The sequence below is a fragment of the Engelhardtia mirabilis genome (genome assembly GCF_007748095.1).
Classification (GTDB): domain Bacteria; phylum Planctomycetota; class UBA1135; order UBA1135.
In genome coordinates this window covers 1,550,697-1,574,504 of the sequence record NZ_CP036287.1, presented here as the reverse complement: position 1 = coordinate 1,574,504, position 23,808 = coordinate 1,550,697, and the positions used below count along the sequence as shown (strand labels likewise).

The window sequence follows — 23,808 nt, the reverse complement described above, 5'->3', positions numbered from 1 at the left end:
CCGACTTCAGCGGTTCCAGGGCATGCGCGCCAGGACCATTCCCATGGCGCAGGAGCCCGTGATGCCGGCGTAGGCCACGCCGGCGCCGACGACGCCGGACAGGGCGTGCCAGGCTGGCGACACGGTGAAGCCCAGCAGCGTGCCGAGCACCACCAGCAAGCCGGCGATGATGCGGACCTGGCGCTCGATGTCGATCGCTCCGCCCTCGCCGCGCTCGATCGGCAGCCCGGCGCGCTCCCAGGCCTGGGTGCCGCCGTCCACCGACACGACCTCGCCCGCCACGGGGCTGCCGGCCAAGCTGCGGCAGGCCTGCTCCGAGCGCGTGCCCGAACGGCAGATGACGTAGATCGGCCCCTCGCCCGGCAGGGCCTCGAGGCTCTGGTGGTCGATGCGATCGATCGGGATCGAAACGGCGCCGCGGGCGTGGACCGCGCGGAACTCCGCCGGCGAGCGCACGTCGACCAGGCGCACGGGCAGGCCCTGGTCGAGGCGCTGCTTGAGGGTCGTGACGTCGGTGGTCTGCATGGTGTTGAAGGGTCCGAGGGACGGTGAACCCATGGGACGGGATCGCAACTCAGTCGAGACTGTGTCCGGCATCAACCGTCGCCGCAGGGGCGCTTTGCGTGCCCGACGCTTCGTCTCCGGCGTCGCTGCTGCCGGACAGCTCGACCGCCAGGATCGCGACCGCCATCACCACCAACATCCCCGCGAAGCCGCGGCGCAGGGCGGTCTGGGGCACGCGCGTCGACAGGCGCCCGCCGAGCAGGCTGCCGAGGACTCCGAGCGCCGCGAAGACGCCCAGGGTGCCCCAGTCCAGCTCCAGGTCGAGCTCGTCCAGCACCCGTTGGTACTCCGCGAAGCCGGCCAGGGACTTGAAGGCGATGATCACCAGGCTGGTGCTCGTGGCGGCGCGCATCTCGAGCCCACCCAAGAGCACCAGGGCCGGCACGATCAGGAACCCGCCGCCGACGCCGACCAATCCCGTCAACACACCGACGCCGAGGCCGTCGATGACGACCTTCCAGCGCGCGCGGCGGGCGACCGGCCCCGCCGAGGCCGGGGGCGAGCGGAACATGAAGACCGCCGCGGCCAGCATCACCAGGGCGAACAGGCCCAGCTGCACCGTCCCCGGCACCCAGCGCGAGAGGGCCGCGCCGCCGACGGTGCCGACCATCCCGGGTATGCCGAACAGCGCGGCCGTGCCCCAACGCACGCGTCCGGCCGCGGCCTGGGGCAGTGCGGCCACGAGGCTCACGGTGCCGACCACGAACAGCGAACCCGCCACCGCGATCTTCTCGGGCTGACCCAAACCGTAGTGCAGGATTGGCACGGTGAAGATCGATCCGCCGGAGCCGAGCAGTCCCAGGCTGATGCCCACGATCGCCGCACCGAGGAAGGCTATCCACATGGCTTCGGTCTCCCGTGGCCGGACATCAAGCGCGTCCCTTGAGCATGCCGTGCCAGTAGAACTGCGGCAGGATGTGCCGCTTGAGCTGGTACATGCTCCAGCGCTCCTTCGACTGGTCGAAGGGGAACGTCTCCTGGGGCTGCTTGTCGTAGTCGAACTCAGCCAGGATCAGCTTCCCGCGACCGGTGACCAGGGGGCAGGAGGTGTAGCCGTCGTAGCTCGCCCGCAGCGTGCGACCGTCCAGGGCCGCCAGTAGGTTCGCCGCCAGGACCGGCGCCTGCTTGCGGATCGCGGCGCCCGTCTTGGAGGTCGGCAGGCTCGAACAGTCGCCCAGGGACCACACGTTGGGGAAGCGCGTGTGGCGCAGGCTGTGCTTGTCCACGTCGACCCAACCGGTTGCGTTGGCCAAGGATGACCGCGACACCACGTCCGGCGCGCTCATCATGGGCGTCACGTGGATCATGGCGTAGCGCTCCTCGCTCCGCACACCGGTGTCCAGGTGCTCGAACACGGCCACGCGTTGCTCGGGACGCAGCTCGATCAGCTCCTGGCGGTAGTGCGGCGTGCAGCCGCGCCGCTCCATTACCTTGTCCAGACCCTTGGCGTAGTGCTCCACGGCGAAGGAGTTGGGCAGGGCACACCAGAACTCGACCTGGTAGTCAGCGGGCGACAGCCGCGCGCGGAACTCGTCGTCCGCCAGGTACATGATCTTCTGCGGCGCGCCCCCACACTTGATCGGCGTGCTCGGATGGGTGAACAGGGCCTTGCCGCCCTGGAACTCGCGGATCGTGCGCCAGGTGTCCTCGACGTGCTCGCGGGAATAGTTGGAGCAGATGCCGTACTTGCCGACGTTGCCGGCCAGGCCGGGAATCTGCTCCCAGTCGAGCTGGATGCCGAGGGCCACGACCAGGTGGTCGTAGGTCACCTCGAGACCGTCGGAGGTCCTGACCATGTTCCGCTCGGGGACGATCGCGGTGACCTTGTCCTGTAGCCACTCGACCCCGCGCGGGATCAGGCTGGCCTCCGAGCGCTCGCTCTCGTCGAAGCTGGCCTCCCCACCGCCGACCAGGGTCCACAGGGGTTGGTACCAGTGGCGATCGGAGGGCTCGATCACGCACACGTCGAGCCCGCGCCGGCCGCGCGCGAGCCGGGCGGCGACGCTGATCCCGCCGCTACCTCCTCCGAGGATCACGACGTGATGGTGGCGGGTCGCAGGTCTGGATTCGGTCACGTGATGCTCCGGATGGCGAGGGTTCAGGCGCCGGCGGTGCAGGCGACGCCGTCGTAGGCCTGCATGCCGCCCTGCAGGTCACGCACACGATCGAAGCCGGCGCGCAGCAACAGGCTGGCGCCCAGGGCCGAGCGGTAGCCCGAGCGGCACAGGAGGACCACGTCCCGGTCGCGCGGGATCTCGTCCAGCTGCTCCTCGATGTGGTTCAGCGGGATGTTCAAGGCCCCGTCCAAGTGCCCCTCGGCGAACTCGCTGGCCGTGCGCACGTCCACGAGGAAGGGCGCCTGGTCCGAGTTCAGGGCCGTGCGCAGGCCTGCCACGCAGAGGCGCTCGAAGCGGCCCACCAGCTCGGGCTCCAGGACCCCCTCGAAGCCACCGTCGAGATAGCCCGCGAGCTGGTCCAGACCGACTCGGCCCAGCCGCACCGCTGCCTCCTCCACCTGCTCGCGGTCGCCGACCAGGATGATCGGCGCCTCCAGGTCGAGCACATAGCCCGCCCAGGTGGCGAACTTGCCCGACAGGCCGATGTCGAGGCTGCCGCGCAGGAAGCCGGCGGCGAACTCGTCCGCCTCGCGCAAGTCGACCAGTTGCGCGCCGGCGTTGGCCAGGCGCACGACCTCTTCCAGTCGCAGGGCCCGCAGACCCTGCTCGAGGCTCTGGTCCAGGGTCTTGCGCAGCTTGCGGTTCAGGATCGCGTCGTGGACGAAGTACTTGGGCGCCTCGGGTTGACCCTCGGAGACCAGCTCGATGAAGGCCTGCTTGCTCATCGGCTGCAGGGCGTAGCTGTTCGCCCGCTGCTCGCCGATGGTCGAGACCGTCTCCTTCGACAGGGCCTTGCCACACATGGAGCCGGCGCCGTGGGCCGGGTAGACCAGAGTCTCGTCCGGCAGCTTCATCAGCTTCTCGTGCAGCGAGTCGTAGAGCATCCCGCCGAGTTCCTCGCGGGTGAAGCCGATCGAAGCCAGGAGGTCCGGTCGTCCGACGTCGCCGATGAAGAGCGTGTCGCCGGTCAGGGCGGCATAGGGGACGTCGCCCCCCGCGGCCTCGTCGAAGACCAGGAAGGTCATGCTCTCGGGCGTGTGACCGGGGGTCTGCAGACCCTGGATCCGCACCTTGCCGAGCTGGATCGACTCGCCGTCCGCCAGGCCCATGGACGGGTACTCGGTCTCGCCGCGCGCCGACAGCGCGATCCGCGCCCCCGTGCGGCGCGCGATCTCCAGGTGCCCCGAGACGAAGTCGGCGTGGAAGTGCGTCAGCAGCACGTACTCGATCCGCAGGCCCTTGGCCTTGGCGTCGTCGAGGTACTGCTGCACGTCACGCTGGGGATCGACCACCGCCGCCACTCCGGCCGCTTCGTCGCCGACGAGGTAGGAGGCGTGGGCCAGGCACTGGAGGTAGTACTGCTCGAGGATCATGGGTCTTTCCGTTCAGACAGGGTCGGACGCGGGCTCGCCCCGGGTGGGGTCGGGCCTGCGAGCGAAGTACCAATCGAGGCGTTCGACCCCCGCCTGGGGGGCCCGGTTCGCCTCTTGCACGGTGCGCGGTGGCACCTCCACCACGTCGTCACCCGGCTGCCAGCCTTCGGGCGTCGCCAGACCGGTGTCGGCGCTCATCCGCAGGGCGCGCACCAGCCGCAACAGCTCGTCGATGCTGCGCCCGGTGGTCATCGGGTAGACCTGCATCGCGCGCACCATCCCGTCCGGGTCGATCACGAACACGGCGCGCACCGACGCACACTCGCTCTCGCCGGGGTGCACCATCCCGTAGAGCCGTGCGACGGCCATGGAGGCGTCGTCGATGATCGGGAACTCGACCCGCACGCCGAACTTGTCCTCGATCGCTCGCACCCAGGCGATGTGGGCATAGGTGCTGTCCACCGAGAGCCCCAGAAGCGCGCAGTCGAGCGCGTCGAACTGCGCCTGGGCGCGGGCCAGGGCGACGAACTCCGAGGTGCAGACCGGGGTGAAGTCCGCCGGGTGGCTGAACAGCAAGAGCCAGCGGCCGGCGTAGTCCTCCAGCGCCCGGGGACCGTGGGTCGTGTCGGCCATGAAGTACGGCGCCGGTTCGTTGAGCCGGGGCAGGGCGAAGGGGATCGAAGCGTGGCTTTGCATGGACCGAGCTTGGCTGGGCAGCCGGGTCAGTCCAAGAGCCGTGCCAAGCCTTCCGACGACTCGGGCAACCGGCCACAAGGGCCTCGCACGTCGCCACTTCCGACAGCGCGGGCGAAGTCCCGCAGATCGCCGCTGGCGTTGCGTTCACCCCTGTCGACGGCCGCGGGCGTTCAGGGGGTTAACGCCCCGCTGCGGGCGTCAGCGGCCGCGGAAGATGCCCTGGTCGAGTCGGAAGTTGCGGATCTTCTTCCACAGGGTCACGCGGCTGATGCCCAGGGCCTCGGCGGTCGCCGTGCGGTTCCAGGCGTGGCTCTCGAGCGCGCGCAGGATCCGATCCCGCTCCGCGTCGGACCCGGCCTCGAGTCCCAGGGCGCCGATCTGGGGTGCGACCTGGCGTCCCTCGCGCCGCAACTCCGTCGGCAGGCAGGCGGGGGTGAGCTCATCGCCGTCGCACAGGACGAAGGCGTGCTCGAGGGCGTTGCGGAGCTCGCGCACATTGCCGGGCCAACTGTGGGCCAAGAGGGCGCGCTGGGCGTCCTCGCCGATGGTCGGCGCCGGACGCGCGTGGTCGCGGGCCAGGGCCTCGACGAGCGCCCGTGCGATCGGCAACACGTCCTCGCGCCGCTCGCGCAGGGGCGGCATGACCACCTCGAAGACGCAGATGCGGTAGTAGAAGTCCTCGCGCAACCGGCCGCTCTCGAGGTCGCGCGCCAGGTCGCGGTTGGTGGCGGACACCAGTCGCACATCGACCGGGATCGAGCGGTCGCTGCCCACCGGTCGCACTTCGTGCTCCTGCAGGGTTCGCAGCAGGCGTACCTGGAGTTCCGCGGCCAGCTCGCCGATCTCGTCGAGGAACAGGGTGCCCCCGTGCGCCTGCTCGAAGACTCCGGCGCGGTCGCGCTCGGCTCCTGTGAAGGCGCCGCGCACGTGGCCGAACAGCTCCGACTCGAGCAGGGCCTCGGGGATCGCCGAGCAGTTGATCGCCACGAACGGTCCAGCGGCGCGCGGACTCCAGGCATGCAGGGCGCGGGCGGCCAACTCCTTGCCAGTGCCCGACTCGCCGCGGATCAGGACCGTGACCTCGGACTCCGCCGCCCGGCGCAGCCGACGTAGCGCCTCGCGCAGGGCGCGGCTGTCACCGGCGATCCCGACCTCGCCGCCCTCACCGGCGGGCACCGGCGTGAGCACACCGATCCAAGGCGCTGCGGCGGCGCCGGTGACGGGTGCGAAGCGCGCGACGAAGCGCGCCCCGGCCTGGGCTCCGGCGCCCAGATGCCAGACCCGCTCGAAGGGCGTGCGGTCGCCCGTGCCAGCACGCTCGCGCAGGCTCGCGCCCAAGCGCCCGGGCCCCGCGTCGAGGGGATCGATCGCGCGGCCGACCACGTCGGCCGCCGCCAGACCAGTTCGGCGCGCCGCCTCCTCAGACCAACCGCGCACGCGCCCCTGGGCGTCGACCACGAACACCGCGCGCCCGAACAGCGCGCCGACCGCGTCGCCCACGCCCGGCAGGAGCGCATCGATCGAGGTGCCTGGGCCGCTGGCGCGCATGGACGGAGGATAGCCCTGCGCGCCGCCGGGGCCCCATGCCCTGTGTCGTCCGGCGGCGATCGTCGGCCGGCGGCCCGGGTCGGAGACCCCCGACCCGGGCGCATCGGCCGGAAGGGACCCGCCTACTCGCTGGCGAGGCCGTCCAGAACCGCCGACAACTCCGCCAGGGCGCCAGCCGCCGGCGTTGGCAGGACCGGCAGGGTCAAGAGGTCGACGTTCTCGGTCGGGTCGAGCAGCAGGTTGTAGAGCTCCTCGCCGCCGTCGTCGCGGCGGATCAGCTTGAAGCCGGTGTTGCGGATGGCGATGCCCGACTCGAGGGCGGCGCCCGCGATCAGGCCGCCGCTCGCCAGGCTGGTGGTGGCGGGACCGACTCCGGCGGTGCCGAGCCCGCCGCCGAGGGGCCCGCCGCCCCCACCGCCGGGCAGGTTCAAGATCGACTGGGAGAGAACCCACTCGCGCTGGGGCAGGGCCACCGGTTGCACCACGTAGGGCAGCATGCTGACCGAATCGATCAGCCGCTCGTCGGGCAGCGCTGCGACCCAATCGGCGCCGAGCAGCTCGAGCACCGTCGCAAACAGGTCCGACACGTCGACCAGCGCCGAGACCTGGCGCCCGGGCGCGGCGACCTGCGCGCCGCTGACGATCAGGGGCACGCGGATGCCGTTCTGATAGAGCGAACCCTTCGAACGCTCGGGGTCGTAGGGCGGCAGCACCACGTCGCCGGTCGTGCCGTTGTCACCGACGACGATGATCGTGGTCGCCGCCAACGCGGCCGGGTCCATCTGCGCCAACAGGCGCCCGAGCTCGGTGTCCATGGCCTCGACCATGGCGTCGTAGAAGGGCACCGGGTCCGACTCGGGATCGACGTCGGGCAGCACTTGGCCGTGCAGCTCGGCCGGCGGCGCGTGAAACGGCGTGTGCGGCGCGTTGAAGGCCAGGTAGCAGAACCACGGGCTCGTCTGCTGTGCGATCCAGGCCCCCGCGGCGTCGACGGCGGCGGTGGTCGCGTAGGTGGTCGACAGGTCCGTCTGAGTGTCGACGGTTTGCGGCCAGAACTCGTAGTCGAAGGGCCCGGCGAGGGCGCCGAGATTGGAGCCCGCCCAGTGGTCGAAGCCGCGGCGCAGGGGATCGACGCTGCCGCCGGCGATGTCCGCCAGGTGCCACTTGCCGATCGCCGCCGTGGCCACCTGCGCTCCGCCCTGGGCCGCCGCCAGGTCGAGGATGCTGGCGATGGTCAGCTCGTCGGGGGGCAGGGGCGGGCCGAAGGGGATCGCCGTGCCGACGCCGGTGCGGAAGGGATAGCGACCGGTCAAGAGCGTCGCGCGCGTGGGCGAGCAGACCGGGCAGCTCCAGGCGTTCTGGAACTGAACGCCCTGCGCGGCGAGGGCGTCGAGGGTCGGAGTCGGCGGCGGCGGCGATTGCGGGTCGTACAGGCCTACCTTGTCGGTGCCGAGGTCGTCGGCGATCACCAGCAGGACGTTCTGTGCCGGAGCCGTGGCCGCCAGCAGGGCGACGGTGAACAGGGGCGCGAGGGCGAAGGTTCTCATGGTGGGGCTTCTCGTCGAAGGGGACTTCTCGGAAGGAATCGGAGTCGGACGACGTGGGATCCCCGCGAGGTGCGGACAGACCTCTGACCCGGATGCGTCGTCTGATCGGCAACGGGCGGCCGCCGAGTGATTGCGGCCGATTCGGCTCAGCGCCGCAGCACGCGCCGCCCGGGTGCGTGGTGCGACGCACGCTCGACGAGCGCGGGATCGAAGGCGACGTCCAGCCGCTCGAGCTCGAAGACCCAAGCGCCTGCGGAGCTGTCGACGTCGCGTTCGAGGCGCGCGGTGAAGAGCTCGCCTTGGCTATCGAGCTGCAACTCGAAACGGTCGGGGCCTGGGGGCGCCGAGGATCGGCGCACACCGCTCAAGCAGCGCTCGCTTCGATCCAAGCTCAGCTCGAAGTCTTCCGAACAGGCTCGCAGCAGGGTCAGGACATCCACGTAGGGCAGGCTCGCGCCGTGCTCTTCGAGCCTCTCGAGCAGACGCGAGCGCTGGTCGGTCTCGATCATCGGCAGGGCCTCGAGCGCCGGAACGAACCAGGCGCCGTCCTGGTCCGCGCCGGCCCACAGGTATCCGCCGAAGGGCGCCGCGACCTTGATCGCGAAGGCGTCGGCGCCGCCCGTGAAGAGCTCCGCCCGGCGCACGACTTCGCCCGAGCCCGCCCGCCGCAACACGGCGGCGAAGGCGCGCGCCTCCGACCGTTCCGCACGCTCCAGGGCGCGGGTCAGGGCGGCTTGGGCGCTGGACGCACCCGGCCCGACCAGGATCAAGAGCCCCAGCCCGACGGCGACCAGCAACCCCGCCGCCGAGGCCACAAGGCCCCAGCGCCGTTGCCCGGGCGCCTTCGTCCCGGTCGCACCATCGCCGAAGCGCAGGCGTTGCAGCGCCACCTCCACCGCGCGTCGGTCGTCCTCGATGACGCCGAGGGCGCGCTCGAGCAGGCCGTCGACCCAGAGGACCTCGGCTTGGACGCGCGCATTGCTCACCTCGGCCTCGATCGTGAAGCCGTCCAGGTCGAGCGGCGTGCGCCGCTCACCGTCGTGATCTCGGTCGTCCATCAGAGCACCCCCTGGGCGGCCAGCTTCGTCGTCACGCAGTCGTGCAGCCGCGCGCGCACGCGCTGCAAAGACTTCTTGGTCGACTCCAGGCTGCGGCCCAGTCCGCGCGCCAACTCCGCGCCCCGCCGGCCCTCACGGTAACGCTGATCGACGACCGCCCGTTGCTGCGCGGGCAGGCCTTCGAGGCACGCGCGCAGGGCCGCCAGCTCGAGCTCCATGCGCTCGACCTCGGCCTGCGCCGGCGCGTCGAGCAGGCCCTCGAGCTGATCGAGCACGCTGGGGTCGACGATCACGCCTCGCCGGCCGAGCGCGCGTTGGCGCGCCAGGACCAGGTTGCGCCCGATCCCCCGCAGCCAGGGGCCGAACGAGCGGTCCGGATCGAAGCTCTCGAGCCGCCGCCAGGCCACCAGCAGCGTCTCCTGCAACAGCTCCTCGCGGGCCTGGGGGTCGCGCTCCACCGCGCCGAGGAACAGGCGCAGGCGCGGGCCGTGCTCGCGCACCAGGGCCTCGAACAGGGCGCGCCCCACCTGGGGCGTTCGATCGATGCGGTCGGACTCGTTCAAGGGGCTGGGTTCCATCGTGTCTCCGTCCGACCGGTTGTCTTCACCGGGCGAAGGGGGACAGGGTTTCGCAGGAAATCGCTTCGGGGTGGCGACGGCCCGATGGGCGCTGGGGGCCTCACCGGGGCATCCGGGGCCCGCGGTCCGCCCCCAGCCCTGTGGGCGCCGGGCCGGCGGGAACCTCGCCCGCCCCGGTTCGGCCCTCGGGGGTAGGCTTGCTCGGGATCTCCATGTATCGCGAGGGCCCTGCCCTGCCCTCCAAAAGTGCCAATGAAGCTCGTCCAGCGACTGCAGAACGTCCTCCCCACCGCACTCCTGACCGTGACCGCAGTCCTCGGCTCCGCCGCCGTATCAGCGGCTCAGTGCGGCTGCTGGGAGATCCAGGACTCGACCGACGGCAGCAACCTCACCGGACGCCACGAAGCCGCCTACGTGGAGTTCGGCGGCCAGCTCTACCTGATGGGCGGGCGCGGCTTCCGGCCGGTGGAGCGCTTCGACCCGGTCACGGAGACCTGGACCAACCTCGGCTTCCCGCCGCTGAAGATGCACCACTTCCAGCCGGTGGTGTGGGGCGATCGGATCTGGGTCCTGGGCGCATTCGAGGGCGACTTCCCCAACGAGACGCCGATCCCGAACATCTGGATCTACGACCCGGTCCTGAACACCTGGGCGCAGGGCCCGGCCATGCCCGTGGCGCGCAACCGCGGTTCGTCGGCCGCGGCCGTGTACCACGACCAGATCTACCTGGTGGGCGGCAACACCATGGGCCACAACGGCGGCTACGTGCCGTGGCTCGATCGCTACGACCCGGCGCTGAACACCTGGACCGTGCTGCCGAACGCGCCCCACGCCCGCGACCACTTCACCACCGCGGTGATCGGCAACAAACTGATCGCCGCCGCGGGGCGGCAGACGACCCAACCCAACCCCTTCGTGGGCACCGTCGGCCCCGCCGACATCTTCGACCTGACCGCCGGCACGTGGAGCACCGCGCCGGAGCCGATCCCCACCCAACGCGCCGGCACCATGACCGTGGCGCGCGGCGAGCACCTGATCGTGGTCGGCGGCGAGAGCACCGTCGAGGCCCACGACGAGGTCGAGGCCCTGGACGTGGGCACCCTCGAATGGGTCGACCTGCCCAAGCTGCTGATCGGTCGCCACTCCGGTGGCGCGGTGATCCTGGGCGACACGGTCTACGCAGCCAGCGGCGCGGGGGCACCCGGCGGCAATCCCGAGCTCAAATCCCAGGAGAAGTTCGTGGTGACCGGTTCCCTGGGCACCTCGGCCTCGAACCTCGTGACCAACGGCGACCTCGACGCGGGGCTCGGCGGATGGACCTCGAACGGCACGGTCGCCTTGGCCGCGATGGGCGGCATCGCCGCGCCGTCGATCGAGATCCAGAGCGGCTCGGCCTCGAACCTCGCGACCGCGGTCGCGCGGGAGACCTACACCCTGCGCGGGCTGTTCCAACGCTCCGGGGCCGGCAGCGCCGAGGCGCGCCTCGAGTTCCTGGACGCCGGGTCGGGCCTGCTGGGCCAGGCGAGCTTGCCCCTCGCCGTCGCGGGCGATTGGACCTCCTTCACGCTCGTCGGCACCAGCCCCCTGGGCACGACCCAGATGCGCGCGGTCTTCAGCGCCACCGGCGCCGCGACCCTGCGCGTGGACGACGTGGTGCTGATGGACAAGCCCGCCGAGCTGAACCTGTTCGGCAACCCGGCCAACCCCCTGGCCCTGCTCGGCTCGACCAACGGACCGGCCATCGGCCAGACCTGGGACCCGCGTATCGATCACACGAGCTTCGCTCCGGCCGGGACGATCGACATCCTCGGCGTCAGCGCGGTGCTCCTGAACCTGCCCTCGATAGACGGGACGATCATGGTCCCGCCCGTCGGCCCGGCCTTCTTCGTGCAGTTCCCGGGCGTGCCGTTCGCGGTCCAGATCCCGAATGACCCGGTCCTGATCGGGATCAAGCTGTTCGCCCAGGGTGCGACGATCGACTTCATCAACCTGCCGCTGACCAACGCCCTGGAAGTCACGATCCAGTCGTAGGCCCTCCGGGAGTCGCAACAGGGCTCGCCCACAGCGGTCGAGTTCGCGGCGCCCACGCTCCCCGTTCCAAGGGATGCCGGAGCGCTTGGCCCGCTTCCCGGCGGGTCGACCGGCGCTGCGTGGTGCGGCCGGCGAGCCCGGTGGCGCGGTGGCCGAGGGCTCCCGAGCCCCAGGAAGTGAGCGAGCGGTGCCTCGATCGGACGCGAAGACGGCGGCGGTGAGATCGACTCCGACAAGCGGCTCTCCGGCGGAACCTGCGCCGAAGCCCGAGCGAGAGACGTCGTCGGCGGGTCGGCCGGCGAGCCGGCCCCTACTGCGCTCCATCACCGGCGCCACAACGGCCGGGATGCGGCGAACCGCAGGCCTGCTGACGGGGGCCGATGGCGGGCCGCGGCCGATCCAGGTGGCCGCCCTCTCGGAGCAGTTCTTCTGCACCCTGCGCGCCTCGTTCAAGCGCCTTCCCGAACCGGCGGAACAGGACGCGGTGCGTCGCAGGCTGTGGCTCGATGTGGAGCAACTCCTGCACGAGGCCGCGGACTCCGGAGCGAGCTGGGACCACGCCTACCAGGTCGAGCAGTACCTGGTCGACCTCTACGACCCCATGACCCTGGGGACCGAGTTGCGCGTGCGGCTGTTGGAGGCGGATTCGACCCTCTCCCCCGAACTCAGCGCCTGGTACCAAGCCGAAGTCGTCACCGCCGGCACCGACGCGGCTGCCCAGCGCGCCGTCTTGAGTCGGCTCGTGAACGATCTGCAGTGGCGCTACAAGATGCGCGAGACCCGCCGCGGCTTCACCCAAAGGATCACGCGCAACACGGCCTTCCTGTTCGTGGCCAGCATCGCCCTGTTCGTGGCCGTGCTCGGACTCTCGATGGAGTGGGACCGCCTGGCCGGCAGTTGGCTGGACGAGGTCGTGCTCTCGATCGGCGCCGGGGCCTTCGGCGCCGGCTTCAGCATGATGCTGGGTCTCAATCAGCGCTTGGGCGACAGCGGCCTCGACAACCTGAAGCTGCTCAGCAACCGCTGGATCATGGGCTCACGCGTGCTCGTCGGCGCGGGCGCGGCGCTGATCCTGATGTACCTGATGAAGTCCTCGCTGCTGTCGGGTTCGATCATCCCCGACATCGACGGCGCTTCCGACAGCTCGATCGGCGCCATGTCGACGGGCTTGATCGGTCCCCCGCCCCCGGGTGAAGAGCAGGGTCAGGGCGCCCCGGATTCCCGGGCGCCGCTCTCGTCCGAAAGCGTCGCCCTGCTGGTGGCCTGGTGCTTCATCGCGGGCTTCTCCGAGAAGCTCGTGCCTTCGATCCTCGCGCGGGCCGAGAGCAACCTGAAGGGCGGCGAGCCCCCGGGCGCGGGTCAGCCCATGGTCGCGATGGTTCGGCCGGTGACCGTTCCGACAGCGCTCGACGACCCGTCCGATGACGGCGACCTGGACGAGTTGGAAGATGGCGCTGAGCCCGAGACCACCATCGAGCCCGCCGCGGCGACAGGTGCGCCCAAGCTTCCTCCGCAATAGTCACGGCGAGCCCAGCGTCGCGAACTCCGCTGGGGCGCGAGCTGCACGACACCGACGCGACTGGTGAGCGCGGCTTGCGGCGCCACCCCGGCGAAACCGGTCCCGGCGCACGCCAGGTGAGCGACGTTGGCTGCGCCCGCGGGGGGCGATTGGTCAACCGAATCCACTGGGGCTCTCGGACCGCGTGCGGCAGCAGCCCGACATCCGCCCTGGAAGTCGCGCTCGAGTGCCGGGGCGCAGGGCGAGACCTCGTCTGGCACCTTCGGCGACCCTCCCGAACCAAGTCGATTTCGGGCGCGGGCCAACGGATTCTCGAAGACGCCCTGCTCGCCGGCGAGAAACTCCTTTCGAGCCCGAGCGTGCGCGCGTGGGCCTCGGCACGCGAGCGAAACGGGCCCCAGGCGCGATAGCCGTAGTTCGCCGCGCTAGTCGGTCTCCACGGCCGGGCTACGCCGCCGCGCCCGTCGCCGACCGCCGCTTGCTCGTCATGGCTCCGGTCGCCGCTCCGCCGACGGACCGCGGGGTAGTTTTCTGCGTGGCGGAGGGGGAACCGCCCGCGGACGAGTCGGTTGTTGCAACCAGGGGGTACGCAGCCCGGCACGGCGCGGATCGATCGCGGACCCCCGACCCGAGTGACACCGGGGAGAGCCAACCAGAACCGATTCGGAGGCTCTCATGAGATTTCATTTCGAACTGATCGCGGCCCTCGTGGGGGCCGGCACCCTGGCCCTCTCCAGCGACGCGGCGGCGGGCCAACGGACGCAGGGGCCCGCACCCGACGACCGCTCCCCGGTCCAGCGCGGCGACCGGGTTCCGCCCGCGGTGCCCGAGGTCTTGGACGCTTCGGGCCAAGCAGCCCGGTTCCCACTCGAGTTTCGCGCGATCGACGGCGTGGGCAACTCGGGGCAGCCGCGTTGGGGAGCGAGCGGCGCGCACCTCGCCCGACTGGCACCGCCGGACTACGCCGACGGCGCCTCGTCCCCGGCCGGCGCCGACCGCCCGAGCGCGCGCCTGATCAGCAACCTGGTTTGCGCCCAGGGCAGCGCCGACCGACCCAACGACCAAGGCCTGTCCGACTTCGTCTGGCAGTGGGGCCAGTTCCTGGACCACGACCTGACCGAGACACCGGTCACCGACCCGGGTGAGCCCTTCGAGATCGAGGTGCCGGCGGGCGACCCCTGGTTCGACCCTGACGGAACCGGCGCGGTGACCATCCCCCTGGATCGCTCCGCCTATCGCCTGGTCGAAGGGGTGCGCGAGCAGCTCAACAACATCACCGCGGCGATCGACGGATCCCAGGTCTACGGCTCCGATGCGGGGCGCGCACGGGCCCTGCGGACCCTCGACGGTACCGGTCGCCTCGCGACCAGCTCCGGCGACCTGTTGCCCTTCAACTCGCTCGGTCTCGACAACGCTCCGACCTCGGCAGCTCCGAGCTTCTTCCTCGCAGGCGACATCCGCGCCAACGAGCAGGTCGGCCTGACGGCCATGCACACGCTGTTCGTCCGCGAGCACAACCGCGTGGCCACGCTGGTGGGCACGCGCCTGCCCTTCCTGACCGGCGACCAGCGCTACCAGTTCGCCCGCGCGATCGTCGCCGCCGAGCTGCAGGCCGTGACCTACGGCGAGTTCCTGCCCCGCCTGCTGGGGGCCGACGCCCTGCCGCCCTACGCCGGCTATCGCCCGGACGTGGACCCGACGGTGACGAACGTCTTCGCCACCGCCGCCTATCGGGTCGGACACACGATGCTCTCCGACCGCATCCTGCGCCTGGACGCCGATGGACTCGAGCACCCGGCCGGTCACCTGCCCCTGGCCAAGGCCTTCTTCGCTCCGCGCGAAGTCGCGACCCACGGCATCGAGCCCGTGCTGCGCGGCCTGGCTGCCCAGCGCGCTCAACAGGTCGACGTGATGGTCATCGATTCAGTGCGAAACTTCCTCTTCGGCCCCCCCGGCGCGGGAGGCTTCGACCTGGCGTCGCTGAACATCCAGCGCGGTCGCGACCACGGCCTGCCGAGCTACAACGGCATCCGTCGCGCCCTCGGCCTGGCCCCGGCCACGAGCTTCGGCGAGGTCTGCATCGACCCGGTCGTGGTCGCGCGCCTCGAGGCGGCCTACGGCGACGTCGAGCGGCTCGACGCCTGGGTCGGGCTGCTGGCCGAGCCGCACCTGCCCGGTGCCTTCGTCGGCGAGACCCTGGCCCAGGTCCTGCGCGACCAGTTCACCCGCCTGCGCGACGGCGACCGCTTCTGGTACGAGTCCTACCTGCCGTCGTACCTGGCGGACGAGATCTCCGGCGTGACCCTGGCGCAGATCATTCGGCTCAACACCGACATCGGCGACGAGTTGCCGGACGACGTCTTCGCGCCCTTTGCCGCCACGGCGAAGTCCACGGGGGCTCGCGGACTGAACAGGGGTGCCAAGCTCCTGTTCCCGGACTGAGGCCTCGACCCTGGGCGCCGCGCCACAAGGGCCGCGGCCGCCAGGGCTGAGAGTGCTCCGCCCAGCGGCAAACGATCCTTCGCAGCCAACCACAACGGGCTGCGCAAGATGCCCCGTGCCCGCGGCTGGTGGAACCACTGGCCTGGCCCTCGACGGGAAGCTGCGGCGTGAGCAGGGTGACCTCGGCTGGGCGGGTGTGCGGGCCGGCGCCCTGTGCGGCCCGGTGCCGCAGTCGCTGGGGCTCGGCGATCGCTCCGTGAACCCGGCGCGGCCTGATTGGGTTGCCGCGGCGGCCGCAGGGAGCCCGCCCCGAATGCACGGGACCCCGCGGCCGATCGGATGGCCGCGGGGTCCCCTTGCCATGGGTCGATTACCGGAAGAGCCCGTCGAGCTCGAGCAGCAGCGTCTCGCCGTTGTTGTCGTCGACGCCGTCGTTGTCGTTCACGACGAAGGTCGTGCCGCCGACGATCGCGAGCCCTTCGAGCTTCTCGGGGATCGGCCCGGCGCTGGCGTCGAAGGCGCCGTCCGCCAGCAGGTCGCTGACGAGGGTCTTGGCGAGCAGCGGGAAGCTCGCGCCCGGCCCCTCGGGGACGAAGGTCACGCCGGCGACGGAGATGCGGTAGAGGCGCTTCACCGCGGCATCGGGACCGGCCTGGTTGTCGCGCTCGATCAGGGCGAAGTCACCGCCACCGAGGGCCGTCAGGTCCGAGAGACCGACCCAACCGCCGTTGGGCGAGGCGACCGCGTCGAGGGGGTAGTAGGCGAAGGACCAGCTCGCCGAGAGGGTGTCGTAGCGGCCGATGCGGACGCGATCGGAGGGATCGCCGGCCGCCTGCCAAGCGCGCTGGAAGGCGACGTAGAGCACGTCCCCGTCCACGGCCACGCCCTCGAAGCCGAAGCGCAGTTGGTTCTGGATGACTTCCAGGGGCAGCTGCACGACCTGGACGATGGTCCCGTCGGCGGCGACCTCGATCAGCAGGTTGGGCGACTCGAAAGGGCGGTCCGTGGGATCGCTGACGCCGCCGACCAGGTTGCCGGTGCCCTCGGAGGCGAGCCAGAAGCCGCCGTTCGTGGACAGCGCGATGCCCTCCGGGTCCAGGTTGACCGTGCCGTCGCCGTTGATGAGCGACGCGGGGTCGAAGTCGTCGGTCCCGGGCAGTTGCAGCTTCAGCGCGTCGAGCGAGGCGGCGAGCACGCCGTTCGTGTCCACCAGGGGCAGCTCGTCGGTGATCAGCGCCGGCGTCAGGCTGTGGTCGACGGTGTAGATGCGGCTCTTGCGGTAGAAGCTGTCGTGGATCGTGTGGAGGGTGTCCGCCCCCTCGCCCGCGACCAGACCGGAGAGGGCGCCCCACGGGATCGGGACACTGGTGCCCGCGTGGTTGGCGGAGGTCACCGTGGGGTAGCTCGCCGTCGCGCCGAGCTCGTAGACCATGACCGTCGAGCGGATGCCGTCGTCGCGCGCGTCCGCCTCGTTGGCGACCACGAACAGGCCCCGCTCGGGGATCGCGACGATGCCTTCCGGCGCGACGCCAGTGGGCAGCACCTGGCGCAGGACCGGCGCCGACACGCCGAAGAGGGGCGTGGCGACGAGCTCGTACACGGCCACGATGTTGGCCCGCTCGCTGCCCACGAAGAGCAGGCGCTGGGACCCGAACTGGGCGTACTCGACCGACTCGGGCTCGGAGCCCTTGTTCTCGGAGCGATCCTCGGGGTAGTGCCCGAGGCGCGCGGCGAGCTGGTCGAAGGCGGCGCCGGGACCGAACTGGGGCAGGCCGAAGACGCTCCAGTTGGTGAAGCCGCGGCTGCCGCCGAACAGGTCACCCTCGTCCGCGGTGGCGAAGGTCAGGTTGGAGGTCCAGACCACCCCGTCGGGCTCGCGCGGCACGCCGGTCAGGGAGCCGGTCTGCTCGATCAGGTCGTTCTCGTCGATGTCGACCCCGTCCAGGTCGACGGTGCCGGCCGAGAAGCCGCCCAGCACGGCGCCGGAGGCCAGGTCGACGAAGGCCACGTAGTTGTTCTCCTGCAGCGTGACCACCGCGATGTTGAGCGCGCTGATGTCCACGAACTCCGGCTCCGGATCCTCCGGGAACAGGTCCGGCACGCCGACCAGGTCCACCGTGCGGGTGGTCCAGGCGGCCGGGGCGCCGACCAGGTCGACGATCACCAGGAAGCCCGCGGGCGCCTGGGGCGGCTCGCCGTTGCCCAGATCCTCGTCGCGCTCGTTCTCGATCGCCACGATCGCGTAGCGCCCGTCGGGGCTGACGGCCACCGAGTCCGGCTGGCCGCCGAGGGGGATCGTGCGCACGATCTGGCGCGTGGTGATGTCGATCACCTCGAGGTTGCCGGAGGTCTTGACGAAGTCCGCGCTGGTGTTGACCGCGGCCAGGGCCCAGCGGCGGCGCACGGCGACCGAAGTCGGCTCGCCGCCCACGGCGACGACGCCGCCGGCGACCGGGTTGTGGGGATCGGCGATGTCGATGAAGCCGATCGAGCCCGTGGCGCTGTCGGTGTAGATCAGCACTTGGCCACGGTTGGCGTAGGTGACGATCTCGGCCACGGTCTCCTGGTCGACGCTGGTGTTCTGGAACACCTCGAAGCTGGAGACGCGGCGGAAGAGGCTGTCGGCGCCGACCGGCGCTGCGCTCTGGGCGGAGGCGGAGGCCAACAGGGATACGGACGCGGCGACGAGGGTCGCGCTCTTGGACAGACGCATGGTTCCGGGGGCTTGGGTGGGGATCCGCGAAGGCGGCGTGCGGACTGTTCGCACCGCCGCCGGGCCGCTGCGCGGGACGTCATGTCCGACCGCGGGGCCCATTCGCGCGAGAGGTTAGGAGCCGTCCCCAGGCCCCCGATCAGGACCACGTCAATGCAATGCGAAGACCCGCGCGGCGTCAGTCGAACAGGTGCTCGAGCCGCAGTAGGACCGTCTCGCCGCTCGAGACCTCGACCCCGTCGTTGTCGTTGGCGAGCAGCGCTGCACCGCCGGGATGCAGAGCCAGGCCCTCGAGTTTCTCCGGGATCGGACCGCCAGTTGCGCCGAAGCTCCCGTCGCGAACAAGGTCCAAGACCAGGTGCTTCTCGAGCACTGGCAGAGCTCCCGCGCCATCGGCGACGAAGGTCACCCCTTCGATCCCGAAGCGGTAGATGCGTTTGATGCGCGCATCGGTGCCGGCCCGGCCGTCGCGCTCGATCACGGCGAACTCGCCCCCATCCAGGGCCGTCAGTTCGGACAGGCTCGACTGACCACCGGCGTGGGCGGAGCGCTCGTCGAGCGGGTAGTGGGCGAAGCTCCAGCCGCCGAGTGCGCGGTCGTAGCGCCCGATGCGTGCCATGGACTCGCCTTCCAGGCGCCGCTGGAAGGCGACGAAGAGTGCGCCGCGATCCGCGGCGACGCCCTCGAAGACTCCGCCGTCCTGCCTCGAGACCAGCGACGCGGGCAGCGGCACGACGTCGACCACGGCACCGTCGCTGTCGACCTCGATCAGCAGGTCGGGCAGCTCCAGGGGTTCGTCGGGCGCATCGACACCGTCGACCAACCGGCCGCGCCCCTCGGACGCGAGCCAGAAGTGGCCGTCCTCCCCCAGGGCGATGCCCTCCAGGTCCAGGCGGACCGCACCGTCGCCACCGACGATCAGCGCCGGGTCGAGGGCGGCGGCTCCGGGTAGCACGGACTTCAGCGCCCACAGAGCCGCCACCAGAACTCCCTCGCTGTCGTTCAGCGCGATCTCGGCATCGATCGTCGGCGGCTGGGTACGCAGGTCGATCCGCAGGACGCGAGCCGGGCCCATTGCGCGGTCGGGCACGGCCCAGGCGACCTGGCCGTCGCCCTCCGGATCGGCGGCGAGGCCCGAGAGGGCGCCCCAGGGGATCGGTCCCGCCCCGCCAGGTCGGTCGGCCGAGACCAGCGTCGGGTAGCTCGGCTCGGCTCCGAGGCCGTAGACCATGATCGACGAGCGCAGACCGTCCGCGCGCGAATCGACTTCGCTGGCGACCACGAACAGGCCGCGCTCGGGAATCGCCAAGAGCCCCTCGGGTCCGGCACCGGTGGGCAGGACCTGATGCAGCCGCGGCTGCGCCGCGGCCAGGCGCGACTCGGCGTCGAGCTCATAGACGAAGACCAGGTTCGCGCGCTCCGCCCCCACGAACAAGAGGCGCCGATCGCCGAACTGGCCGAACTCGATGCCCTCGGGCTCGCAGCCCTTGTTCTCCGAGCGGTGCTCGGGGTACTGCCCCACCCGCGCGGCGGCGCGGTCCAGAGCGTTGCCCGCCTCGAACGTCGTGCGCCCGAAGACCGACCACAGAGTGAAACCCCGGCTGCCTCCGAACAGGTCGCCCTCGTCCGCCGTCGCGAACGTCCAGTCCGAGGTCCAACCCACCGCGTCGGGCTCGCGCGCGACGCCGGTGAGTGAGCCGGTCTGGTCGATCTGCCCATCCTCGACCGTGTCGACGCCGTCCAGGTCGACGGTCCCCGCCGACAGGTCGCCGACGACCTCGCCCGAGGCCAGGTCGACGAAGACGATGGCGTTGTTCTCCTGCAGCGTGACCACGGCCACATTGCGGGCGTTGATGTCGACGAACTCCGGCTCGGGATCCGCGGGGAACAGCTCGGCCACGCCGACCAGCTCTACCCGCCGCGTGGTCCAGTCCGCCGGCTCTCCGACGATGTCCACGATCATCAGGTAGCCGGCCGGACTCTGGGGCGGTTCGCCGTTGCCCAAGTCCTCGTCGCGCTCGTTCTCGATCGCCACGATCGCAAAGCGCCCGTCGGGACTGACCGCCACCGAGTCCGGCTGTCCGCCCAGGTCGATGCGCCGCTCGATGCGGCGGCTGGCGACTTCGATCACCGCCAGGTCACCGGTCGGCGCGGCGTAGTCCTCGCCCGTGTTCACCGCTGCCAAGGCCCAGGGACCCGCGACCGCCACCGAGGTCGGCTCGCCCCCCACCGCCACGACCCCCAGCGGCGCAGGCGCGCTCGGGTCGGCGATGTCGACGAAGCCGATGTTGCCGGTGGCGCTGTCGGTGTAGACGAGCACCTGCCCGCTCGCCGCGGCCGCGACGATCTCCGCCACCGTCTCGACCCCGACGTCGGTGTTCTCGAAGGCCGAGAAGGTGGACAGCCGATGGAAGTAGGTCTCGGCCTGCGCCTGGGCGCCCGAGAGCGACGAACTGGCGACGAGAGCGGCTAGGAGGAGCGTGGTCATGGCTTGGTCGGAGTTGCGAGTCCGGTGCGCCATTCGACTAGGCGCCGACCATGGCGGGATCGACGGCCTTCGCCGCGCCACCCCAGAGACGAGTCGCCGCGGTCCACGCCTCACCGTCGCGCGATGCGACCGGCCGCCCCGTCGCCCGTCACGGACGGACAGCCCACCCCTGCGTCAGGGCGCGGCCGTGCCGCGCAGGCGCACTTCGGAGAGTGAAACCGCGCTGCTCACGTGGGTCTGGCCGAAGGGCAGCTTGGCGTAGGTCGCGAGCACGGTGAAGCGCACCGCCAGGGTCCCGGGCCAATCCACGTCGATCACCTGGGGCGGAACCACGTCGCGCGGCGGCCCCTGGACCAGGGCCAGCTCACCGCGGTCGTCCCAAACGACGCCGTCGACCGACGTCTCGACGCCGATGCGCCGGATCGACTCCAGGTTCTTCCACTCGATGCCGGGAACGATCTCGTCGTTGCGGCCGTTCCACAGCTCGACCTGCACCACGTCGTAGGGGGCGGGAAGGTCCAGGGTGAATGTCTCGGGGACGCCCGACGGACCGAGGACATCGGGACCATCGACGACCACCTGATCGAAGGGCTGGGAGCGCCAGGCCAGGGGCGCGACCGTTTCGTCGTCGTGCAGCTCCGCGTTGAGTCCGCTGCCGTCGACGGCCAAGGCAGCCGCGTAGCTGACTTCTTCCGACGTCGCCGACGCGACCACGCCCGGAATGAACGGTTGTTGCACCGCGGGTGCTTCGACCGGTGAACCCAGCGAGCTGATGGCGCTGAGCCAGGTCAGCGCCATGGCGTTGTAGCAATAGGGATCCGGGTGCACCCCGTCGACCGTGGACAGCACCGGGCAGGCAGCCGACATGTCGACGAGCTGCACGTTCTGCCCCGCGAGCCAGCGCTGGTACACGACCTCGTGGAAGCGGTCGTTGAGCCAGTGCACGCTGAGGTTCACCGGGTCGTTGATCGTGGGCAGGATCTTGGCGACGACGGTGACGACGCGCGGATCGTAGGCGTCGATGCGATCGAGCAGTTCACCCAGGTCGCCCGGCGCGTCCTGCCAATCGAGGGTGCTCCACAGGTCGTTGGTGCCGGCGTGCAGCAGGATCACCCGCGGCTTCTGCGCTGCCAGGATCAACTCGATCGTCGAGTCGGGCCCTGTCCCGCCGCCACTGTGATCGGAGAAGTCGCGCACCCTCCAACCGGAGTGACCCTCGTGCTCGGGATCGGGCACGAAGATCGGCGAGCCCGCCGTGGACGCGCCCACGAAGTCGACCCCCTTGAAGCCCGTCGCGCCGAGCAGCAGCCAGAGTGGGAAGCGATAGCCGGCGATGCCTCCGAAACCGATCGTGATCGAGTCCCCCAGCGGGAGGATGCGAAAGTCCCCTGGCGGGTAGACGACGAAGCCCGGGTTGACCGAGTAGCCCCACAGGGGAGCAGTCGGCAGGGCCGGACCCACGGGACCGACCGGCGTCACCGGCAGGGACGGCACGCTGACCGACGTCGTCTCGGGCACGAACTCCGCCTGGAAGGTGGAGCTGTCTGATTGACCGGAGCAACCGGCGACGAGACCGAGGAGCGCCGGCGCGAGCAGGGCACAGCTTTTGGGCAGGGGCTGGGCGGTCATCGATCCATTCGGGGGCAGGTTTCGTCCGTCGGGATGGGGGGCACAGACGCCTCGATGATCTCCGACGTCGGCCGGACCCGCAAGGCTCACAGGGCCAGCTCTGGGCGCGCCCCAGATCAATCTCCCTCACGCAGCAGCAATCGGCGGCCGGAACCACAGGGGGAACTCGGGACTCGGCGGACACCGGTGGCGCCTCAACCGCAGCCGCGATCGACTCCGATAGGCCCAAGATGCCCCGCACCACCCCCTTCCGCCTGCTTCGTCCCGCCGCCCCGGTCGCCCTCCTGGCCCTCGCAGCCTGCGCCTCGTCGGGTGCCGGCGGCTGGCTCCCCGTCTCCGAGGCTGGCAGCGCCACGTCGGCGGTGAATTGGGTGCCCCAAGCCCGCAAGGGAGACCCCAGTGCCCAGTTCCTGCTCGGTCTGGCCTACGAGCAGGGCGACGGGGTGGCCGTGGATCCCGAGCGCGCGGCCCTGTGGTACCGCCAGGCCGCCGATCAGGGCCACGCCCCGGCCCAGACCAACCTCGGGCTGCTCTACTACGAAGGCCTGGGTGTCGAGCAGTCCTTCGACCAGGCCCGCCTGTGGTTCCGCCGCGCCGCCGAGCAGGGCTTCGCCCCGGCGCGCTGCAACCTGGGGGTCATGGCGCTGCTGGGCGAATCCGGGCCCCGGGACCTCGAGCAGGCCCACGAGCTGATCGCCTACGCCGCCGAGCAGGGCGACGCCAAGGCCCAGCGCCTCTTGGGCTCGATGCACGACGAGGGCGTCGGCGTGCGCCAGGACCAGAGCGTCGCCGCCCGCTGGTTCACCCTGGCCGCCGAGCAGGGAGACGTGGACGCCCAGCTGCGCCTGGCCCGCGCCCACTCCGAAGGGCGTGGTCTGCCCGCGGACGAGGAGGCCGCCTTCCGGTGGTTCTCCCGCGCCGCTGACGCCGGCTCGCCGGAAGCCGCCCTCGAGGCCGGTCGCATGGCCTACCTCGGTCAGGGCACCGATCCCGACGACGCCGCGGCCGAACACTGGTTCACGGTCGCTGCCGAGGCAGACCTGACCACGGCCCAGACCTACCTCGGTCTGATGCACCTCGCGGGTCGCACCGCGTCCCCCGATGACGGCGCGGCTGCGGCTTGGCTCGAGCTGGCGGCGGCCAGCGGCCAGCCCGTGGCCCAGTACAACCTCGGACTGATGTGCCTGCAGGGCCGCTTCCTCGAGCGGGACGAGCAGCTCGCCGCGCGCTGGATCGGGTCCGCCGCCGACATCGGACTGGTCGAGGCCCAGACCAAGCTCGGCTCCATGTACGAGCTCGGCCGCGGCGTCGAACAGGACCCGATCGCCGCCTATGGCTGGTACACCGTCGCGACCCACGCTGGCGACGCGGATGCGGCTGAGCGGCGCGACTCACTACGCGCCCGGATCGCGGCCGACCAGATCATCGACGGCGAGTACTTCGCATCGAACTGGCGCCCGCGCGCCGGGAGATGACGCGCGGGCGGGCGTGCACGACTCGGCCGC

16 protein-coding genes are annotated in these 23,808 nt (G+C 71.2%); 4 read left to right on the top strand and 12 right to left on the bottom strand.

Annotation, left to right across the window (positions count from 1 at the left end; all coding sequences use genetic code 11):
- Positions 1 to 6: 6 nt before the first annotated feature.
- The 9 genes from Pla133_RS05700 to Pla133_RS05660 all read right to left on the bottom strand — a co-directional run bounded on the left by Pla133_RS05700 (position 7) and on the right by Pla133_RS05660 (position 9,481).
- Positions 7 to 525 (bottom strand): rhodanese-like domain-containing protein, encoded by a 519-nt coding sequence (locus Pla133_RS05700; protein ID WP_145063367.1) that lies wholly within the window; start codon positions 523 to 525, stop codon positions 7 to 9.
- Between the two features lie 49 nt (positions 526 to 574).
- Positions 575 to 1,408, bottom strand: a complete 834-nt coding sequence (locus tag Pla133_RS05695) for a sulfite exporter TauE/SafE family protein (protein WP_145063365.1) — start codon at positions 1,406 to 1,408, stop codon at positions 575 to 577.
- A gap of 25 nt (positions 1,409 to 1,433) precedes the next feature.
- Positions 1,434 to 2,639, bottom strand: a complete 1,206-nt coding sequence (locus Pla133_RS05690; protein WP_145063363.1) for an NAD(P)/FAD-dependent oxidoreductase — start codon at positions 2,637 to 2,639, stop codon at positions 1,434 to 1,436.
- A 23-nt stretch (positions 2,640 to 2,662) separates the two neighbouring features.
- Complete coding sequence (locus Pla133_RS05685) at positions 2,663 to 4,054, bottom strand: MBL fold metallo-hydrolase (RefSeq protein WP_145063361.1); 1,392 nt, start codon at positions 4,052 to 4,054, stop codon at positions 2,663 to 2,665.
- Positions 4,055 to 4,066: 12 nt separating this feature from the next.
- Positions 4,067 to 4,750, bottom strand: a complete 684-nt coding sequence (locus Pla133_RS05680; protein ID WP_145063359.1) for a peroxiredoxin — start codon at positions 4,748 to 4,750, stop codon at positions 4,067 to 4,069.
- Between the two features lie 198 nt (positions 4,751 to 4,948).
- Positions 4,949 to 6,298, bottom strand: coding sequence for a sigma-54 interaction domain-containing protein (locus tag Pla133_RS05675; RefSeq protein WP_145063357.1), 1,350 nt, complete (start codon positions 6,296 to 6,298; stop codon positions 4,949 to 4,951).
- 122 nt (positions 6,299 to 6,420) lie between these two features.
- Complete coding sequence (locus Pla133_RS05670) at positions 6,421 to 7,845, bottom strand: sulfatase-like hydrolase/transferase (protein WP_145063355.1); 1,425 nt, start codon at positions 7,843 to 7,845, stop codon at positions 6,421 to 6,423.
- 146 nt (positions 7,846 to 7,991) lie between these two features.
- The gene (locus Pla133_RS05665; RefSeq protein WP_145063353.1) at positions 7,992 to 8,903 is read right to left on the bottom strand and encodes a hypothetical protein; all 912 of its coding nucleotides are present in this window, start codon (positions 8,901 to 8,903) and stop codon (positions 7,992 to 7,994) included.
- Positions 8,903 to 9,481 carry a sigma-70 family RNA polymerase sigma factor gene (locus Pla133_RS05660; protein ID WP_145063351.1) on the bottom strand — a complete coding sequence of 193 codons (579 nt, stop codon included), beginning with the start codon at positions 9,479 to 9,481 and terminating at the stop codon, positions 8,903 to 8,905. The genes Pla133_RS05665 and Pla133_RS05660 overlap by 1 nt, the downstream gene beginning before the upstream one ends.
- Before the next feature lie 252 nt (positions 9,482 to 9,733).
- Between Pla133_RS05660 and Pla133_RS05655 the strand changes: the two genes are divergently transcribed.
- The 3 genes from Pla133_RS05655 (at position 9,734) to Pla133_RS05645 (ending at position 15,473) form a co-directional block, all read left to right on the top strand.
- Positions 9,734 to 11,512 carry a Kelch repeat-containing protein gene (locus Pla133_RS05655; protein ID WP_145063349.1) on the top strand — a complete coding sequence of 593 codons (1,779 nt, stop codon included), beginning with the start codon at positions 9,734 to 9,736 and terminating at the stop codon, positions 11,510 to 11,512.
- Positions 11,513 to 11,858: 346 nt separating this feature from the next.
- The gene (locus Pla133_RS05650; RefSeq protein WP_145063347.1) at positions 11,859 to 13,031 is read left to right on the top strand and encodes a hypothetical protein; all 1,173 of its coding nucleotides are present in this window, start codon (positions 11,859 to 11,861) and stop codon (positions 13,029 to 13,031) included.
- A gap of 675 nt (positions 13,032 to 13,706) precedes the next feature.
- Positions 13,707 to 15,473, top strand: coding sequence for a peroxidase family protein (locus Pla133_RS05645; protein WP_145063345.1), 1,767 nt, complete (start codon positions 13,707 to 13,709; stop codon positions 15,471 to 15,473).
- Between the two features lie 370 nt (positions 15,474 to 15,843).
- Here the strand turns inward: Pla133_RS05645 and Pla133_RS05640 are convergent, their stop codons facing one another.
- From Pla133_RS05640 to Pla133_RS05630, 3 genes are all read right to left on the bottom strand, one after another.
- A complete protein-coding gene (locus Pla133_RS05640) occupies positions 15,844 to 18,186 on the bottom strand; it encodes an esterase-like activity of phytase family protein (RefSeq protein WP_145063343.1) in 2,343 nt (780 codons plus the stop codon).
- A gap of 178 nt (positions 18,187 to 18,364) precedes the next feature.
- Entirely contained in the window at positions 18,365 to 20,674 is a 2,310-nt protein-coding gene (locus Pla133_RS05635; protein WP_419192163.1) for an esterase-like activity of phytase family protein, read from the bottom strand.
- Positions 20,675 to 20,848: 174 nt separating this feature from the next.
- On the bottom strand, positions 20,849 to 22,303 hold the full coding sequence (locus Pla133_RS05630) for an SGNH/GDSL hydrolase family protein (RefSeq protein WP_145063339.1): 1,455 nt from the start codon (positions 22,301 to 22,303) through the stop codon (positions 20,849 to 20,851).
- Positions 22,304 to 22,533: 230 nt separating this feature from the next.
- Here Pla133_RS05630 and Pla133_RS05625 point away from each other — a divergent pair, with 230 nt between their 5' ends.
- Positions 22,534 to 23,778 carry a tetratricopeptide repeat protein gene (locus Pla133_RS05625; RefSeq protein ID WP_145063337.1) on the top strand — a complete coding sequence of 415 codons (1,245 nt, stop codon included), beginning with the start codon at positions 22,534 to 22,536 and terminating at the stop codon, positions 23,776 to 23,778.
- Positions 23,779 to 23,808 lie beyond the last annotated feature (30 nt).

Bases quoted from the DNA above. Each gene is read 5' to 3' on its own strand.
- Pla133_RS05700 (WP_145063367.1), bottom strand. From the start codon at position 525: ATGCAGACCACCGACGTCACGACCCTCAAGCAGCGCCTCGACCAGGGC.
- Pla133_RS05695 (WP_145063365.1), bottom strand. From the start codon at position 1,408: ATGTGGATAGCCTTCCTCGGTGCGGCGATCGTGGGCATCAGCCTGGGA.
- Pla133_RS05685 (WP_145063361.1), bottom strand. From the start codon at position 4,054: ATGATCCTCGAGCAGTACTACCTCCAGTGCCTGGCCCACGCCTCCTAC.
- Pla133_RS05680 (WP_145063359.1), bottom strand. From the start codon at position 4,750: ATGCAAAGCCACGCTTCGATCCCCTTCGCCCTGCCCCGGCTCAACGAA.
- Pla133_RS05675 (WP_145063357.1), bottom strand. From the start codon at position 6,298: ATGCGCGCCAGCGGCCCAGGCACCTCGATCGATGCGCTCCTGCCGGGC.
- Pla133_RS05670 (WP_145063355.1), bottom strand. From the start codon at position 7,845: ATGAGAACCTTCGCCCTCGCGCCCCTGTTCACCGTCGCCCTGCTGGCG.
- Pla133_RS05665 (WP_145063353.1), bottom strand. From the start codon at position 8,903: ATGGACGACCGAGATCACGACGGTGAGCGGCGCACGCCGCTCGACCTG.
- Pla133_RS05660 (WP_145063351.1), bottom strand. From the start codon at position 9,481: ATGGAACCCAGCCCCTTGAACGAGTCCGACCGCATCGATCGAACGCCC.
- Pla133_RS05655 (WP_145063349.1), top strand. From the start codon at position 9,734: ATGAAGCTCGTCCAGCGACTGCAGAACGTCCTCCCCACCGCACTCCTG.
- Pla133_RS05650 (WP_145063347.1), top strand. From the start codon at position 11,859: ATGCGGCGAACCGCAGGCCTGCTGACGGGGGCCGATGGCGGGCCGCGG.
- Pla133_RS05645 (WP_145063345.1), top strand. From the start codon at position 13,707: ATGAGATTTCATTTCGAACTGATCGCGGCCCTCGTGGGGGCCGGCACC.
- Pla133_RS05640 (WP_145063343.1), bottom strand. From the start codon at position 18,186: ATGCGTCTGTCCAAGAGCGCGACCCTCGTCGCCGCGTCCGTATCCCTG.
- Pla133_RS05635 (WP_419192163.1), bottom strand. From the start codon at position 20,674: ATGACCACGCTCCTCCTAGCCGCTCTCGTCGCCAGTTCGTCGCTCTCG.
- Pla133_RS05630 (WP_145063339.1), bottom strand. From the start codon at position 22,303: ATGACCGCCCAGCCCCTGCCCAAAAGCTGTGCCCTGCTCGCGCCGGCG.
- Pla133_RS05625 (WP_145063337.1), top strand. From the start codon at position 22,534: ATGCCCCGCACCACCCCCTTCCGCCTGCTTCGTCCCGCCGCCCCGGTC.